Source organism: Spirabiliibacterium falconis, from assembly GCF_014885015.1.
Lineage (GTDB): Bacteria > Pseudomonadota > Gammaproteobacteria > Enterobacterales > Pasteurellaceae > Spirabiliibacterium > Spirabiliibacterium falconis.
Window position 1 is genome coordinate 1 of the sequence record NZ_JABMIJ010000019.1, and the last position, 14,437, is coordinate 14,437.

At 42.7% G+C, this 14,437-nt stretch carries 13 protein-coding genes and 2 tRNA genes; 3 read left to right on the plus strand and 12 right to left on the minus strand.

The window, feature by feature from the left end; all coding sequences use genetic code 11:
- Nucleotides 1–296: 296 nt before the first annotated feature.
- The 9 genes from HPC40_RS08725 to mltA all read right to left on the minus strand — a co-directional run bounded on the left by HPC40_RS08725 (nt 297) and on the right by mltA (nt 8,745).
- Nucleotides 297–382: transfer RNA gene (locus HPC40_RS08725), tRNA-Leu, on the minus strand.
- Between the two features lie 18 nt (nt 383–400).
- Entirely contained in the window at nt 401–751 is a 351-nt protein-coding gene (secG, locus tag HPC40_RS08730; RefSeq protein WP_208119113.1) for a preprotein translocase subunit SecG, read from the minus strand.
- 99 nt (nt 752–850) lie between these two features.
- Nucleotides 851–2,770 carry a DNA topoisomerase III gene (locus tag HPC40_RS08735; protein WP_208119114.1) on the minus strand — a complete coding sequence of 640 codons (1,920 nt, stop codon included), beginning with the start codon at nt 2,768–2,770 and terminating at the stop codon, nt 851–853.
- A 1-nt stretch (nt 2,771) separates the two neighbouring features.
- The gene (gene mtgA / locus HPC40_RS08740) at nt 2,772–3,491 is read right to left on the minus strand and encodes a monofunctional biosynthetic peptidoglycan transglycosylase (RefSeq protein WP_208119115.1); all 720 of its coding nucleotides are present in this window, start codon (nt 3,489–3,491) and stop codon (nt 2,772–2,774) included.
- Nucleotides 3,481–3,768 carry a trp operon repressor gene (gene trpR, locus HPC40_RS08745; RefSeq protein WP_208119116.1) on the minus strand — a complete coding sequence of 96 codons (288 nt, stop codon included), beginning with the start codon at nt 3,766–3,768 and terminating at the stop codon, nt 3,481–3,483. The genes mtgA and trpR overlap by 11 nt, the downstream gene beginning before the upstream one ends.
- 29 nt (nt 3,769–3,797) lie before the next feature.
- Nucleotides 3,798–5,804, minus strand: a complete 2,007-nt coding sequence (locus HPC40_RS08750) for a transglycosylase SLT domain-containing protein (RefSeq protein WP_208119117.1) — start codon at nt 5,802–5,804, stop codon at nt 3,798–3,800.
- A gap of 87 nt (nt 5,805–5,891) precedes the next feature.
- Nucleotides 5,892–6,881: a zinc ABC transporter substrate-binding protein ZnuA gene (gene znuA, locus HPC40_RS08755; protein ID WP_208119118.1), complete on the minus strand. Its 990-nt coding sequence runs from the start codon at nt 6,879–6,881 to the stop codon at nt 5,892–5,894.
- On the minus strand, nt 6,878–7,651 hold the full coding sequence (gene tcdA, locus HPC40_RS08760) for a tRNA cyclic N6-threonylcarbamoyladenosine(37) synthase TcdA (RefSeq protein ID WP_208119141.1): 774 nt from the start codon (nt 7,649–7,651) through the stop codon (nt 6,878–6,880). Before tcdA ends, znuA begins: the two co-directional genes overlap by 4 nt.
- Nucleotides 7,651–8,745 (minus strand): murein transglycosylase A, encoded by a 1,095-nt coding sequence (gene mltA / locus HPC40_RS08765; protein WP_208119119.1) that lies wholly within the window; start codon nt 8,743–8,745, stop codon nt 7,651–7,653. Before mltA ends, tcdA begins: the two co-directional genes overlap by 1 nt.
- A 247-nt stretch (nt 8,746–8,992) precedes the next feature.
- Here mltA and HPC40_RS08770 point away from each other — a divergent pair.
- Nucleotides 8,993–9,069 (plus strand) — tRNA-Met (locus tag HPC40_RS08770).
- 125 nt (nt 9,070–9,194) lie between these two features.
- Here HPC40_RS08770 and HPC40_RS08775 read toward each other — a convergent pair.
- The gene (locus HPC40_RS08775) at nt 9,195–9,401 is read right to left on the minus strand and encodes a cold-shock protein (RefSeq protein ID WP_208119120.1); all 207 of its coding nucleotides are present in this window, start codon (nt 9,399–9,401) and stop codon (nt 9,195–9,197) included.
- Between the two features lie 204 nt (nt 9,402–9,605).
- Entirely contained in the window at nt 9,606–10,970 is a 1,365-nt protein-coding gene (gene mpl / locus HPC40_RS08780; RefSeq protein WP_208119121.1) for a UDP-N-acetylmuramate:L-alanyl-gamma-D-glutamyl-meso-diaminopimelate ligase, read from the minus strand.
- A gap of 147 nt (nt 10,971–11,117) precedes the next feature.
- On the opposite strand from mpl, the gene fbp reads away from it, so the two are divergent.
- Complete coding sequence (fbp, locus tag HPC40_RS08785; protein ID WP_208119122.1) at nt 11,118–12,119, plus strand: class 1 fructose-bisphosphatase; 1,002 nt, start codon at nt 11,118–11,120, stop codon at nt 12,117–12,119.
- Between the two features lie 99 nt (nt 12,120–12,218).
- The gene (locus tag HPC40_RS08790; RefSeq protein ID WP_208119123.1) at nt 12,219–12,746 is read left to right on the plus strand and encodes a hypothetical protein; all 528 of its coding nucleotides are present in this window, start codon (nt 12,219–12,221) and stop codon (nt 12,744–12,746) included.
- A gap of 33 nt (nt 12,747–12,779) precedes the next feature.
- Here HPC40_RS08790 and pgi read toward each other — a convergent pair whose 3' ends face one another.
- A complete protein-coding gene (gene pgi / locus HPC40_RS08795; protein WP_208119124.1) occupies nt 12,780–14,426 on the minus strand; it encodes a glucose-6-phosphate isomerase in 1,647 nt (548 codons plus the stop codon).
- Between the last annotated feature and the right edge of the window lie 11 nt (nt 14,427–14,437).

Sequence of the window (14,437 nt, forward strand, 5' to 3'; positions counted from 1 at the left end):
TTTTGCATGATCATTAACACCTCAACTCTATACTTACCGTTGTACGGTCGAATTGTAGCCATTATTTCACCTTTTTAAACGTGTAGAAAACCAACCCTGTTTTGCGTAAATTTATGCGTAATTTGTGCGTAAATTTTTTCATTTATATTCCTGCAAATTCCTATAAATTGCAAAATGTTTTTTTAGTGAAATGCTGTGTTTGGTGAGTAACTCTTTGTTTAGATAGATAAATTCCGTCAAATTCCTCTATATTCCGACAATAAAAAAAGTAGCCAAAATTGACTACTTTTTAATCGTGGTGCTCTGGGCGAGACTTGAACTCGCACGTCCGATGGACACTACCCCCTCAAGATAGCGTGTCTACCAATTCCACCACCAGAGCAGAAATCGTCATATTTCTTTATTGCGGGATGTCGCTATTTTGTGTTTCAGTCGGAACATCCGTCGCTGGCGCAGTTGTTGACTCTTGAATCTGCTGCGCTTCGCTACTTAAATCATCAAATGCACCTTGTGGAGCTTGACGATGTGTATTAAGGTTACCAATTACGAGAGCAATAGCAAAAAAGAAAATAGCTAAAATAGCAGTTGTACGCGATAAAAAATTGGCTGAGCCTGCCGCACCAAAGATCGTGCCAGATGCTCCAGAGCCAAATGATGCTCCCATATCCGCACCTTTACCTTGTTGCAATAAGATAAAGCCGATTAATACAACGGATACTAAGATGTAAGCAATAATTAAAATCTCGTACATAATCTTTTAAGGCGTATAACCTAACTCTCTAATTGATTTAACTGTGGCATGATAATGAAACTACACAAGCTTAGCAAGTTATTTTTGCAAAAGTGCGGTTTAGTTGCTTTTTTTTCGTGCAACACGTTGACGCACCGTGCTGTTATCTGCAGGTTGAGGCGGAATATTTTGTAACTGTCTCAATGTTCGCATATCGTATTGACCTAAAAGGTCGTGCAGTTGCGTGAGTAATTCGTGCATAAATTGGCGATAATTTGCTTTCTTTTGGCTAATTGCATTGAGTTGAGACTCCCAATGTGCGGTCATATCAGGCATTGTGACACGTTCGGGTAACGATTGAATGAAAATGCGCCCTGCCTGTGTGCTAATAATATTGCTCCCTTTTTTTTCGATAAAACCGCGTTTAAACAGTAATTGAATAATTCCCGCACGGGTCGCCTCTGTGCCTAAGCCATCGGTTTCTCGTAAAATTTTTTTCAAGGCTTTATCCTGCACAAAACGAGCAATTCCTGTCATAGCTGAAAGTAATGTTGCATCAGTAAAAGGCTTCGGCGGCTGCGTTTGTTTTTCTACCACTTGCCCTTTAACGCAATGTAACCTCTCTCCTTTTTTGACTTTCGGCAAGGCTCGCTCTATGTTCGTCTCATCGTCGTCCTTGCCGAGTAAGGCTTTCCAGCCTAATTGTGCAATACCTCGCATTTGTGCCACAAATGTACCGCCTGCAATCTCAAGCTCAATTTTCGTTTTATTGAATAAGGCATCAGCACAAAATTGCATTAAATATTGCCGTGCAACCAAATCATAAATACGCTGCTCAAGCGTAGAAAGTGCGGTTTTTCCCCCTTTCGCTGTCGGGATAATGCCATGGTGTGCTTCAACTTTTTCGGTGTTCCACGCACGATTTTTGCAAGACAAATCAACTGCCATAGGCAGTGAATTAAATTCACTGGAATGGCTTAAAATGGCGTTACAGACTGCACTTCGTTGTTCAAAATGTTCGCTGGGCAAATAACGACAATCGGATCGTGGATAGGTAATGAGTTTATGTACTTCATATAAACGTTGACACGCATCAAGGACTTCTTGGGCAGAATAGCCAAACCGTTTGCCCGCATCAATTTGCAGTGCAGAAAGTGAATACGGTAATGGTGCAAGCTCTTTTTCTTGATTTTCTTGATAACGTTTAACCGTTGCCGCTTGATTTTCAATGCGTCGCGCGACATTTTCTGCAAGCCCTTTGGAAAGCACTCGCCCTTGCTCATCTTGATAGTCTTCACACGCTTGACTAGGCTGCCACTGCGCGATAAATTCGTCAGGTGGCGTATTAGCAGTGTGAATGTGGGCATTTACTTGATAAAACGCTTTAGGCTGAAAGTGCTCAATCTCCCAATCACGACGCACAATTAATCCTAATACTGGCGTTTGTACTCGCCCAACAGACAATACGCCACGATAACCCGCCCGTTGTCCATACAGGGTAAAGGCGCGCGTCATATTAATGCCATATAGCCAGTCCGCACGTGCACGCGCCAACGCAGATGTGGACAGCGGAATAAAAGTGCGGTTAGGCACAAGCTGTTTAATGGCTTGGCTCACCGCACTAGGGTTGAGATCATTAATTAAGCAGCGTTGCACGTCCGCCAATTGCACATTGGACAATTGTGCATAGTTTAGCACTTCATCTACCAATAATTGCCCTTCACGATCGGGGTCTCCTGCGTGAACCAACATCTCAGCTTGTTTGATCAAGTTCAATACAATATTAAGCTGCTTTTGGCTTGTTTTTTTAGGGAGTAATTGCCAGTGTTCAGGCACAATCGGCAAGTGTTCTAACCGCCAACGCTTAAACTCAGGATTGTAGCTATCGGGTTCTGCTTGCTCTAATAAATGCCCCACACACCATGTAACGCAATCCTGCGTTCCACATTGAATAAAGCCATCACCACGCTTATGGGGCTTGGGTAACACATCAGCAATCGCACGTGCGAGGCTGGGTTTTTCAGCAATAAATAAACGCATATTACTCTAATTTATCTAAAAATGGACTGCCCCCAAGGGCTTGCATTTGGCGCATAATCCATTGCTGTTTGCGCAACATGGCGCGTGATGGCACATTAACCCGATAAATATGCGGATTAGGCAAACTGCTGGCTAAAAGTGCAGCTTGTGATGTTGTCAACTTGCGTACACTGGTATGAAAAAAGTGCTGTGCCGCCGCTTCTACGCCATAAATGCCATCACCAAATTCAGCAATATTTAAATACACTTCTAAAATGCGGTTTTTATCCCACATAGCTTCCAAAAGCCATGTAATAGGCACTTCTAAAGCTTTACGTAGCCAACTTTGCCCATGCCAAAGATACAAATTTTTGGCTGTTTGTTGTGAAATTGTCGAACCACCACGCACTGCTTTATTGACTTGATTATGTTTATACGCCTTTTCGATTGCAATCCAATCAATGCCAAAATGACGTGGAAATTGTTGATCTTCAGCGGCAATCACTGCCAATTGCATCGCTTTACTCATCTGATCAAGATTAACCCACTGATAGTGGGTTTTAAATGCAAAATCTCCCGTAAACCAGTGCCGTAGCTGTTGTTGTGCCATGTATGCCGAAAACGGCACTGGTACAAAACGCAAAAGTGCGGTCAGCATAACCATAAATACAACACAATAAGCGACAATGCGAACTGTCCTCCGAGCTATTCGCCGTCGCCACGCCACCTTTTTAATTGCCATGACCTTGTAGCCACGCAAGCAGCTCATCTGGCATTGTTTTTAACATATTTGATCCACGCGTAATGGTTGCTGCACTGGTATTTAATTGTTGCTGAATCTCTCGTTGAGAATGCGATTTCGCTAATAAAGCTTTAACAATTTGAACACGAAGACCGATTGAATCTCGCTCATCGGCGGTCAACAACATACTGAGTACCTCATGTTCCCGTTTTTCCGCAAATGCTGCTCGCAATAGTTCAACAAACACATGCCATTGTTCTGTTTTATTTGCGATCATGTCCTTCTCCTTTCGCCCTTACTTATGTACTAGTATAAGCGATCATACTCACGTTTGGCGAATGAAATTCCCTGCTGCTTACGCAATAATTGATAATAATAGTCATACGCCAGTACATTTTGCACATAACCTCGCGTTTCATAGTAAGGAATCGTGGCAATAAATTCTGCCATCGTCAACCGCCCTCCAGCTCGAGTAAGCCACTGCTCAACGCGTCGGCTACCTGCATTATACGCACTGGCAATTAAAATGCGATTCCCCTCAAATCGCTCAGACAGTTGCTGCAAATGTGCAGTACCCAGCATAATATTGTCAAACGCAGAAAAAAGCTGATTGGCATTATTGTACGGCAATTTTAACTGATCTGCTGTTTGTTTCGCAGTGCTAGGTAATAACTGCATTAAGCCACGCGCATCTGCACTGGATATTACAGATGGATTCCATGCACTTTCTTGGCGTGCAATGGCTTGTGCAAAACTGACTGGAAGCGTTTTGCCAGTTAAATTAATTTTAAACCACGTGTCATATGCCAGTGGTAAACGTGCCGAAATATAATCCCACGCTTTGGCAGCAATGGTCGCCTGCACCCCAATATCATACCACCCGTGTTCATTGGCATAATCTGCTAATGCAATTTTTTGCTCATTATCCGCCTCATCTAACATACGCTGCCACAGGCTATTGACTGTTTGCGTTTGCCGCACTATGTGTAATTCTTGTAATTGAGCTAACCGCACTTTAAAGGGAATTAATGCCTGCTGGCGTTGCTCAGCACTCAGTTGAGCAAAGTGCGGTTGATACACCACGCCTAGCGTCGCTGCTGCAAGCATGGGATAAAAACCACGTTCTTGGCTTAAGCTTTCCAGTAATCCACGTGCTGATTGCCCCTGTTTTTCACGATTAATCGCTTGCCAATAACGCCATTCTTGTTTATTGGCGGCTTCAGGAGACAGCAAATCCAACCAAGGTGCCAAATCGGCTTTTTGCAAAAGTGCGGTACGAATACGCCGCTCTGTGAGCACATCATCTTTTAATGTACGAATCGCCTCATCACGCCAACGTTGCAATGATGCTTCATCTTGATCAAATAATTTACTGACTACCGCACTTTGCCATTTCTCACGCTGCTCTGCCCCCAAATGAAAGCGTTCTGCCCAACGCGCAAATTCGGCAAAGGGATCATGGCGATCAAGCAACGATATATCCAGTTTTTTTAAAAAACGAGGAAAAGTGCGGTCAACAATGGCCTGATTTTCAGGTGTAATCGCCGCCGTTTGCACAAATACGGTCAACTGCTCTGGATGTTCACGCAACTGCACAAGCGATTCCAGCCAATTTTGCGACACAATGTCATCGCCTGCCAAATTACGCAAGTGACGTAATAGCCCATCACTGCCAGCCAAAAACGCCAGATAACCACGCTGACGCAATAACGCAGGTGTCAGCTGCCCAGCCTGCTGCCACTGAGCTAAAATGGCATCGCATTGATTTGGCAAAGACTTCCCTGTTTGCCAAAGTGCGGTGACGTTTGCCCAAATCGACGGCGCATTAGGTGTTTGATGAAGCTGCGCACTCAGTTGAATACATTGGCTGGCAACATCATCCATTGGATGACGTGCGAGAAAATCACGAATTGCCTGCCAGTCTTGCTGTTGATATAAATGCGTAAGTAACGTTCGATTCAGTTCTTGCTGATTAGCGATGTCTGGGTACTGTGTGGCAAACTCAACGATACGTGACTCACTCAACTGGGTTTTATCTAAGAGCAGGCGTTGATAATACAAATAAGGCGTAAGAATATAGCCTTGCAAGGCTGAAAGCATTGTATCAATCTGTTGAAAATGCTGCTTTTGTGCAGCCAATGGTAAAAGCTGTGCGGTTTTCTGATAAAGCTGACGCTGCACATCAAGCGGTAAATGCGTTTGCAAATTGGGCACCGCACTTTCCTTCGGCTCGGGGGAGGTCTCCCCTACTGCCACTGCCATTTGACTGGCAAAAATGGTACTGACAACGAATACACATTTTTTTCTTAACACATTCACTCTCCTGTTGAAATAAAAAACACCTTGCTTAGCAAGGTGTTAGACTTATTTTTTGCCTAAAAATTCATTTCCAACGCAACGTTACTTTTTGCTCAAACAATGGCTTAGGCTATCTGCAGTCGCTTGTAAAAAGTCAATATACGCTGTTTTCCCAAGTGCAATGTCTTCGCCTAATGGGTCAAGTTGCCCCACGCTGACACCCGTATTTTTTTGTAACGTTTCCACTACCCGCGGGGTAAATTGCGGTTCGGTAAATAAGCATTTCGCTTTATGTTCTGTAATGCTAGCTTTGATTTCACTTAATGTTTTCGCACCTGGTGCAACCGCTGGATTAATGGTAAATGCCCCGAGATGATTTAACCCAAACTGCCGCTCAAAATAGCCGTATGCGTCATGGAATACGTAGTAGCCCTCTCCTTTCACAGGGGCAAGTTGTTTGCTCAGACTCGCCAATTTATCAGCAATATTTTTCTTGAAATCTGCCAAATTTGAGTTAATCAACGCGGCTTTATTGGGATAAAGTGCGGTTAAACGCTCAGCAATATTTTCAGCGACTAATTCACTGATTTTTGGTGAATACCATACATGCCAGTCAGTTTGTAAACCGTCATGGTGGTGGTCGTGATCATGGTGGTCATGATGCTTATGATCATGATCGGCATGCTTGTGATCGTGGCTATGCTCATGCTTATGGTCATGATCGTGGTCACCATGGAAATGCACATGCATCGCTTTACCTAACAAGGACTTAATGCCATCAATATCTTCAATTTCCAGCACGTTTTTCTCATCCAATTTTTCCACACTGCTTTCAAGGAAAGTTTCCATTTCATCACCAACCCAGATTACTAATTGTGCTTTTTTCAACCGCTCTAGATCAGACGGGCGCATGCTGTAATCATGTGGTGACGCACCTGCGGGCAATAACACTTCCGTTGGCGTTACCCCTTCTGCAATCGCAGCCGCAATAAAACCAATCGGCTTCACCGTCGTTAAAATATCCGCTTGTGCGCTTAGTGCAGCGGTGGAAAGTACCGTGGCGGCGAGAAGTTGTTTATTCAATTTTTTCATACCTTGTCCTTTTGCTGTTGTAGCAATTTTTCAATTACCCGAGATACTGCAAAAAAACCAAACGTTGCAGTAACCATTGTTGCCGCGCCGAAGCCGTTTGCACAGTTCATTGTGGCAGATACATCACACCGCCCTTCCATTTTAGGAAAAATCAAAGGCTGTGTTGAAAACACACAATCTATACCAAATTTACGTTTTGGATTTTGGCTGAAATTGTACTGCTTACGAAGCAGCGACCGCACTTTGGCAGCCAGCGGATCTTGTATCGTCCGCGAGAGATCGGCGAGTTGAATTTTACTTGGGTCTGTCTGACCGCCTGCGCCGCCTGTGGTGATCAACCGAATTTTATGGCGTTTTGCATATGCAATCAGTGCCGCTTTTACCTTTACACTGTCGATCGCATCAATCACATAGTCAAAGTGCGGTTGAATGTGCGTTGCGATATTCTCCAACGTGAGAAAATCATCAATATACTGCACTTCACAGGCGGGGTTAATTGCCTGTACGCGCTCGCACATAACCTCGCCTTTGAGCTTACCAAAATTGCCATTGATGGCGTGAATTTGTCGATTGGTGTTAGTTAGACAAATATCATCCATATCAATTAACGTTATTTTGCCGACCGCACTTCGTGCCAGTGCTTCCACAGCCCATGAGCCAACGCCACCAATCCCCACGACACAGATGTGCGTATGGCGTAATATCGTCAATGCCTGTATACCATAAAGACGTGCAATGCCCCCAAAACGACGCTCAACTTCATCACTCATTAACGCAATACCCACGCACGTCCATAATGTTTTAACAATCCAGCCTGATGCCCAGCTTCATCACCAATGCCTTGATAGAGGTCAAAATGATGCCCTTTTACTGCACCACCAACGTCAAGTGCGATCATCAGGCGTAATTGGTGCTGCCCTGTCCATTTTCCTTGCTGATCAATGACAGGTTCTTCCACCAACAAAATGCTTCCTGACGGAACCACTCGACGATCAGAGGCAACCGCTGCCAATGGAATTAATGGAATGCCCGCAGAGCCTTTCACTTTACCGTTTGGCACATTTTTGAAAAATACATATGATGGATTACGCTCCAGCAAGCCTTGCAATCGTTCAGGATTTCGCTCTGCCCAATCTTTAATCGCTTGTACAGACATTTTTTCTTTTGCAATTTCCCCATCTTCAACTAATAATCGACCAATGCTGGCGTATTTGTAGCCATTTTGCCCAGCATAAGCAAAATAATTCAGCGTACCATTGCCAAAATCAACATAGCCGCTACCTTGCACCCCTAGTAAGAAATTGTCTAACATTGAATCCGTATAAGCTAACTCAAGCCCTTGCCCTTTTAAGGCCCCCGCATAAATTTGCGCGCGGGTAAACCGTTTTTGTTGCGGCATAGCATAAATAGGGTGTTGATAACGCCCTTGAGGGCTATAACGTGCGTGAATAACAGGTGAATAATAGCCTGTCATTAAGACATTTTGAAAACCATCTTCACCTCGCATGAGCAGAGGTGTTAATCCTGCGGCATTGAGTTGGCTCACATCAGCACCGCTAAGCACCCAATTCAGCACTTTGGCATAGGTATTACCAAATTTGTTCGCCAAACGTGGTGATGTGTTTTGAACAATGGACATCTGGGTTAAAAAATCCCCTTGATTTACCACGCTACCTTGGTTTGCAACATAAGAAACTGGCGTGAGATGTTGCCCTTGATTGATGTAATCTCGTCCACCATAAATCGCCCCCATTTTTTCACGCATTTGACGATCATTATCTACACTATGCTTACTTGGACCACTCCCACACGCAACAAGCAAACACATTAACCCGATGGATACCGCTGATTTAACTACATTCATAAAATGATTTTACCTTAAGCTGTCTAAATTTTATGCTCATCATATTGATAAGTGGCTTACGTTATCAAAAATACAGGCAAAAATACAGTGCAACTTCATATGAATTAGGATGAAACTGTGCATAAGTTGTGTCAACTTAATGGACAAACATTAAGCAACTAGACGTTTTTTTAATCGATTGAACCTATTTTTTGTGATCTGCCTTGCAAAAATTTCTAAACTGCGTATTATAAGCACCTCAAACAGACGCGGGGTGGAGCAGCTTGGTAGCTCGTCGGGCTCATAACCCGAAGGTCGTTGGTTCAAATCCAGCCCCCGCAACCAATTTACCACCTTCTTAGGTGGTTTTTTGTTATCTGCAAGTTAGTTTCAACCGCACTTTACAATTTTCTCTATCGTAAGCAATAAAAAAGCCGCCCTAAGGCGACTTCATTATTGATTGTCGTTAATTATGCAACGACAACATTTTCCGCTTTTTTACCACGTTGATCATCAACAATATCAAATACGACTGATTGACCTTCTTTTAAGGTACGGAAACCGTCACTTTTGATTGCAGAGAAATGTACGAATACATCTTCGCCACCATCAACTTGTAAAAAACCAAAACCTTTAGTTTCGTTAAACCATTTAACGGTTCCTTTAACTTGAGACATAATAAATCCTAAAATAACTAATTTAACAATTTTTACCTAAAATACGGACAACTAAAATTGATGTTCATAACCTGGTAAATCTATTCTGCTCTAAGAGCCACTTCATAGTATCACATCACCTAAAAAAGACACGCTTTATTTCTCAATTCTCATCAAAAACCGCACTTTTATCTCAAAAAGGTGAAATCTCTCACACTATTTGCGTTAATTAGCCAATCGCTCAAGTAATTTTTGATGAATACCGCCAAAGCTACCATTGCTCATAATCAAAATATGATCACCTGACTGTGCTTCATTGGCGATCAACTCGATTAATAGATCAATATTGCCACTCCACTTCGCTGGCACGGTTGATTTTTCCGCCAATTCAGCCACTTCCCACGGAATATTGTCAGGTTGTAATAAAAAGACAACATCGGATTTAACCCACGCTGAGACCAATTCATTTTTATGTAATCCCATTTTCATTGTGTTTGAGCGAGGCTCTAACACCGCAATAATGCGTTTAGCTCCGCCTACTTTATCGCGTAGTGCGTTGATGGTCGCATTAATTTCTGCAGGGTGATGGGCAAAATCATCATAAACGGTAATGTTATTAACGCAACCTTTAACTTCCAAACGGCGATTGGCATTCACAAAACGACTTAATGAAGCGCAGGCCCTCTCAATCGGTACGCCAACACGATGAGCAGCCGCGATAGCCATTAACGCATTGTGCATATTATGTTCACCAAAAATATCCCACCGCACTTTGGCTTTTTCTTCCCCTTTATAGTAAACCGCAAATTCAGTGCTATCGGTTGCGATTTTTTTCGCAAACCAATCCTGATCTGCACCGATAAACTGCTGTTCGCTCCAACACCCCATATCTAATGTTTGTTTGACCGTAGCATCGGATGGATTCGATAAAATTAACCCTTTACTTGGCATAGTACGAATGACGTGGTGAAACTGACGCTGAATAGCGGCAAGATCATCGAAAATATCGCCATGATCAAAACCAATATTATTAATGATCAGCGTGCTCGGATTGTAGTGTACAAATTTTGACCGCTTATCAAAAAATGCGGTGTCATATTCATCCGCTTCGATCACAAAATACGGTGCTTTACCCAGTTGCGCTGAGGTTGCAAAATTACCTGTTACACCACCAATTAAAAAGCCAGGCTCAAGTCCGTTGTCCGCTAAAATCCATGCCAAAATACTGCTGGTGGTGGTTTTTCCATGCGTACCTGATACTGCCAACACATGACGTTCACGCAGGAGATTATCATGCAACCATTGCGGCCCTGACGTGTATGGAAGCTGATGATCTAAGACATATTCAACACACGGATTGCCCCGCTTCATTGCATTACCAACAATAACCATATCAGGACTTGGCTCAAGCTGAGCAGGGTCATAATGCGGAATAATCTCAATGCCACTCTGTTGTAAAAATGTACTCATAGGTGGATATACATTAACATCAGAGCCCGTTACTCTAAACCCCATTTGACGGGCTATTATAGCCACTCCGCCCATAAATGTGCCGCAAATACCAAGAATATGAATATGTTGTTGTTTCATTTTTTATCGCTCTATAATAAAAGTGTGGAAATGATCACAAACTACAAGACTGCTCGCAGGCATTTCCATTTTTAACTGCTATAATAATTATGCTTAATTATACATTAAAAAGTAAAAACTTTCTTTCAAATTATCCTGAGGCCAATTATGAAAACATTAGGCGAATTCATTGTCGAAAAACAACACGATTATCCCAACGCAAAAGGTGAACTGAGTGGCATTTTATCCTCCATCCGTTTGGTGGCTAAAATTATTCATCGAGATATTAATAAAGCAGGGCTCACGAACGACATTATCGGCAATTCTGGTGTTGAAAATGTACAAGGTGAAGCACAAATGAAACTGGATGCTTTCGCCCATGAAAAAATGAAAGCTGCACTTATCGCACGTGATGAAGTCGCAGGGTTTGGCTCAGAAGAAGAAGAAAACTTTGTCGCATTCAATACCGAGCGTGGTCGCAACGCAAAATACATCATTCTCACCGATCCACTCGACGGCTCATCAAACATTGATGTAAATGTCGCCGTAGGCACCATTTTTTCCATTTATCGCCGTGTTTCGCCTATCGGGCAACCTGTCACAATGGAAGACTTCTTACAACCGGGTAATAAGCAAGTTGCGGCGGGTTACATTGTCTATGGCTCATCAACAATGCTCGTTTATACCACAGGACACGGTGTAAACGGTTTTACCTATGATCCATCATTGGGCGTATTTATTCTGTCTCACGAAAATATCAAAATCCCACAAGATGGTAAATGTTATTCTATCAACGAAGGGCATTATTTAAAATTCCCAATGGGGGTAAAAAAATACATTAAATATTGCCAAGAGGAAGATAAGGATACCAATCGCCCATATACCTCTCGCTACATTGGTTCGCTCGTATCTGATTTCCATCGCAATATGCTTAAAGGCGGCATTTATATTTATCCAACCTCCACACAATATCCAAATGGTAAATTACGTTTATTGTATGAAGGCAACCCGATGGCATTCTTAGCGGAACAAGCGGGGGGCTTGGCAAGCGACGGTTATAATCGTATTTTAGACATTCAGCCAACTGAACTGCATCAACGCGTTCCTCTGTTTATTGGCTCGAAAAATATGGTGGAAAAAGCGCAAGAATTTATGGCACAAGAAAAATAGTGCAAAGTGCGGTCTGACCGCACTTTTTATGATTCGATCATAAAGATTGACTGCCAAGGCAAGATTGCTTATTCTTATTGGAATACAAGGAGCAATGCTATGCGGACTGCGGTAAAATACACCATCGCTTTTTTAAGCCTATTTGGGCTGGTTACGTTAATGATCTGGCTTGATTTGCGAAGCCAATCACATTCAGCCAGCTTGGCTACCAATGAATATAAATTAACCGCAGAAAACTTGACCAACCGCACGTTGTTAGATGAATTTCATCGACGAGTGGATTTAAGTCCGCCACGCTATATTGTACTACCCACACAAGAAAAAAATGAGCTCGTGTTGCGCTACACCTTAACCACGCATTCGGAAAAGCCAATTCATTCCATTGAATGGCTTGCGCTTTATCTTTATCAAGGACATATTATTTTTAATAAAGAAATCCAAATTGCATTTAAATCTGATTCAGGCAACCTGAGCGAGCGCAATATCGATTTAGTCTTTCCTCTAGATTCTATCTCACGCGATGCGAGAACACTTTTTACACATAAAGATCTCAATATCAAAGCCCTCACATTGCCCCTACTCATTCAATATGCTGACGGCTCGCGTTTAGAATTATCTTATAAATAAAAAACCGCACTTTTAATGTGCGGTTTGTTGTGATTAACGCCACGCCTTAAATTGATTAATCAATCCATTAGTGGAGCTGTCATGCGAGCAGATCGGTTCGCTATTTTCTAACTCAGGCAAAATGCGGTTTGCCAATTGTTTCCCTAATTCCACGCCCCATTGATCGAATGTGAAAATATTGAAAATAACCCCTTGCACAAAAATTTTATGTTCATACATCGCAATCAACGCACCTAAACTAAACGGTGTGATTTTTTGCAACAATATCGAGTTAGTTGGGCGATTACCTTCAAACACTTTAAACGGCACAATATTTTTGACTTGCTCTAACGTTTTACCATTGTTGATAAACTCATCGATCACTTCCTGCTCAGTTTTACCAAATGCCAACGCTTCTGTTTGAGCAAAGAAGTTCGATAATAATTTTAAGTGATGATCGCCAAGCACATTATGGCTTTGTGCTGGTGCAATAAAATCACATGGGATACGCTGCGTACCTTGATGAATTAATTGATAAAACGCGTGCTGTCCATTCGTGCCAGGCTCTCCCCAAATGATTGGTCCTGTTTGATAGTCAACTTTTTCGCCATTGCGGTCAACATATTTACCATTGGATTCCATATTACCTTGCTGAAAATAGGCTGCAAAGCGATGCATATATTGGTCATACGGCAAAATGGCTTCCGATTCTGCGCCTAAGAAATTGCTATTCCAAATCCCAATCAATGCTAATGTAGCAGGAATATTATGCTCAAGTGCGGTTGTGCGGAAATGGTTATCCATCGCATGCGCACCGCTGAGTAATTGCTCAAAATTATCGAAACCAATGGAAAGCGCAATGGAAAGCCCAATAGCTGACCATAATGAATAACGACCACCAACCCAATCCCAAAATTCAAACATATTCTCTGTGTCAATCCCAAATTCCTGCACGGCTTGCGCATTCGTTGATAATGCCACGAAATGTTTAGCAACCGCACTTTCATCTTTGGCCGCTGACAGTAGCCAATTACGCGCACTATGCGCATTGGTCATCGTTTCCTGCGTAGTGAATGTTTTTGACGCCACTAAAAAGAGGGTGGTTTCTGGGTTCAGCTTTTTCACTGTCTCGGCGATATGCGTACCATCCACATTAGACACAAAGTGCATGGTTAACTGATTTTTATAAGGGCGCAAGGCTTCTGTTACCATATACGGACCAAGGTCTGAGCCGCCAATACCAATATTCACCACATCGGTAATGGCTTTGCCAGTGTAACCTTTCCATTGCCCCGAAATCACTCTCTCACAAAATCCTTTCATTTTGGCCAGCACTGCGTTGACCTCTGGCATAACATCTTTACCATCCACAAATACCGGCGTATTAGAACGATTACGAAGTGCGGTATGCAACACGGCACGATCTTCGGTGCGATTAATTTTTTCGCCTGTAAACATGGATTCAATCGCCTCACTCAAGGCGCATTCATTCGCCAATTGACGCAATAATGTGAGCGTTTGTGCGCTAACCGCATTTTTTGAAAAATCCACCAAAATTTGGTTATCAAACGTCAAAGAAAATGCCTCAAAACGTGCGTTATCTTGCTCAAATAACTGCTTAATGGTGAGATGCTGTTGTGCTTGTTTGTGATGTTCCAATGCTTGCCAAGCAGATGTTTTTACTGGGTTAATATTTTGCATAATGTCTCCAA

Bases quoted from the DNA above. Each gene is read 5' to 3' on its own strand.
- secG (WP_208119113.1), bottom strand. From the start codon at position 751: ATGTACGAGATTTTAATTATTGCTTACATCTTAGTATCCGTTGTATTA.
- fbp (WP_208119122.1), top strand. From the start codon at position 11,118: ATGAAAACATTAGGCGAATTCATTGTCGAAAAACAACACGATTATCCC.
- HPC40_RS08775 (WP_208119120.1), bottom strand. From the start codon at position 9,401: ATGTCTCAAGTTAAAGGAACCGTTAAATGGTTTAACGAAACTAAAGGT.
- znuA (WP_208119118.1), bottom strand. From the start codon at position 6,881: ATGAAAAAATTGAATAAACAACTTCTCGCCGCCACGGTACTTTCCACC.
- mltA (WP_208119119.1), bottom strand. From the start codon at position 8,745: ATGAATGTAGTTAAATCAGCGGTATCCATCGGGTTAATGTGTTTGCTT.
- mpl (WP_208119121.1), bottom strand. From the start codon at position 10,970: ATGAAACAACAACATATTCATATTCTTGGTATTTGCGGCACATTTATG.
- mtgA (WP_208119115.1), bottom strand. From the start codon at position 3,491: ATGGCAATTAAAAAGGTGGCGTGGCGACGGCGAATAGCTCGGAGGACA.
- HPC40_RS08735 (WP_208119114.1), bottom strand. From the start codon at position 2,770: ATGCGTTTATTTATTGCTGAAAAACCCAGCCTCGCACGTGCGATTGCT.
- trpR (WP_208119116.1), bottom strand. From the start codon at position 3,768: ATGATCGCAAATAAAACAGAACAATGGCATGTGTTTGTTGAACTATTG.
- tcdA (WP_208119141.1), bottom strand. From the start codon at position 7,651: ATGAGTGATGAAGTTGAGCGTCGTTTTGGGGGCATTGCACGTCTTTAT.
- HPC40_RS08790 (WP_208119123.1), top strand. From the start codon at position 12,219: ATGCGGACTGCGGTAAAATACACCATCGCTTTTTTAAGCCTATTTGGG.
- pgi (WP_208119124.1), bottom strand. From the start codon at position 14,426: ATGCAAAATATTAACCCAGTAAAAACATCTGCTTGGCAAGCATTGGAA.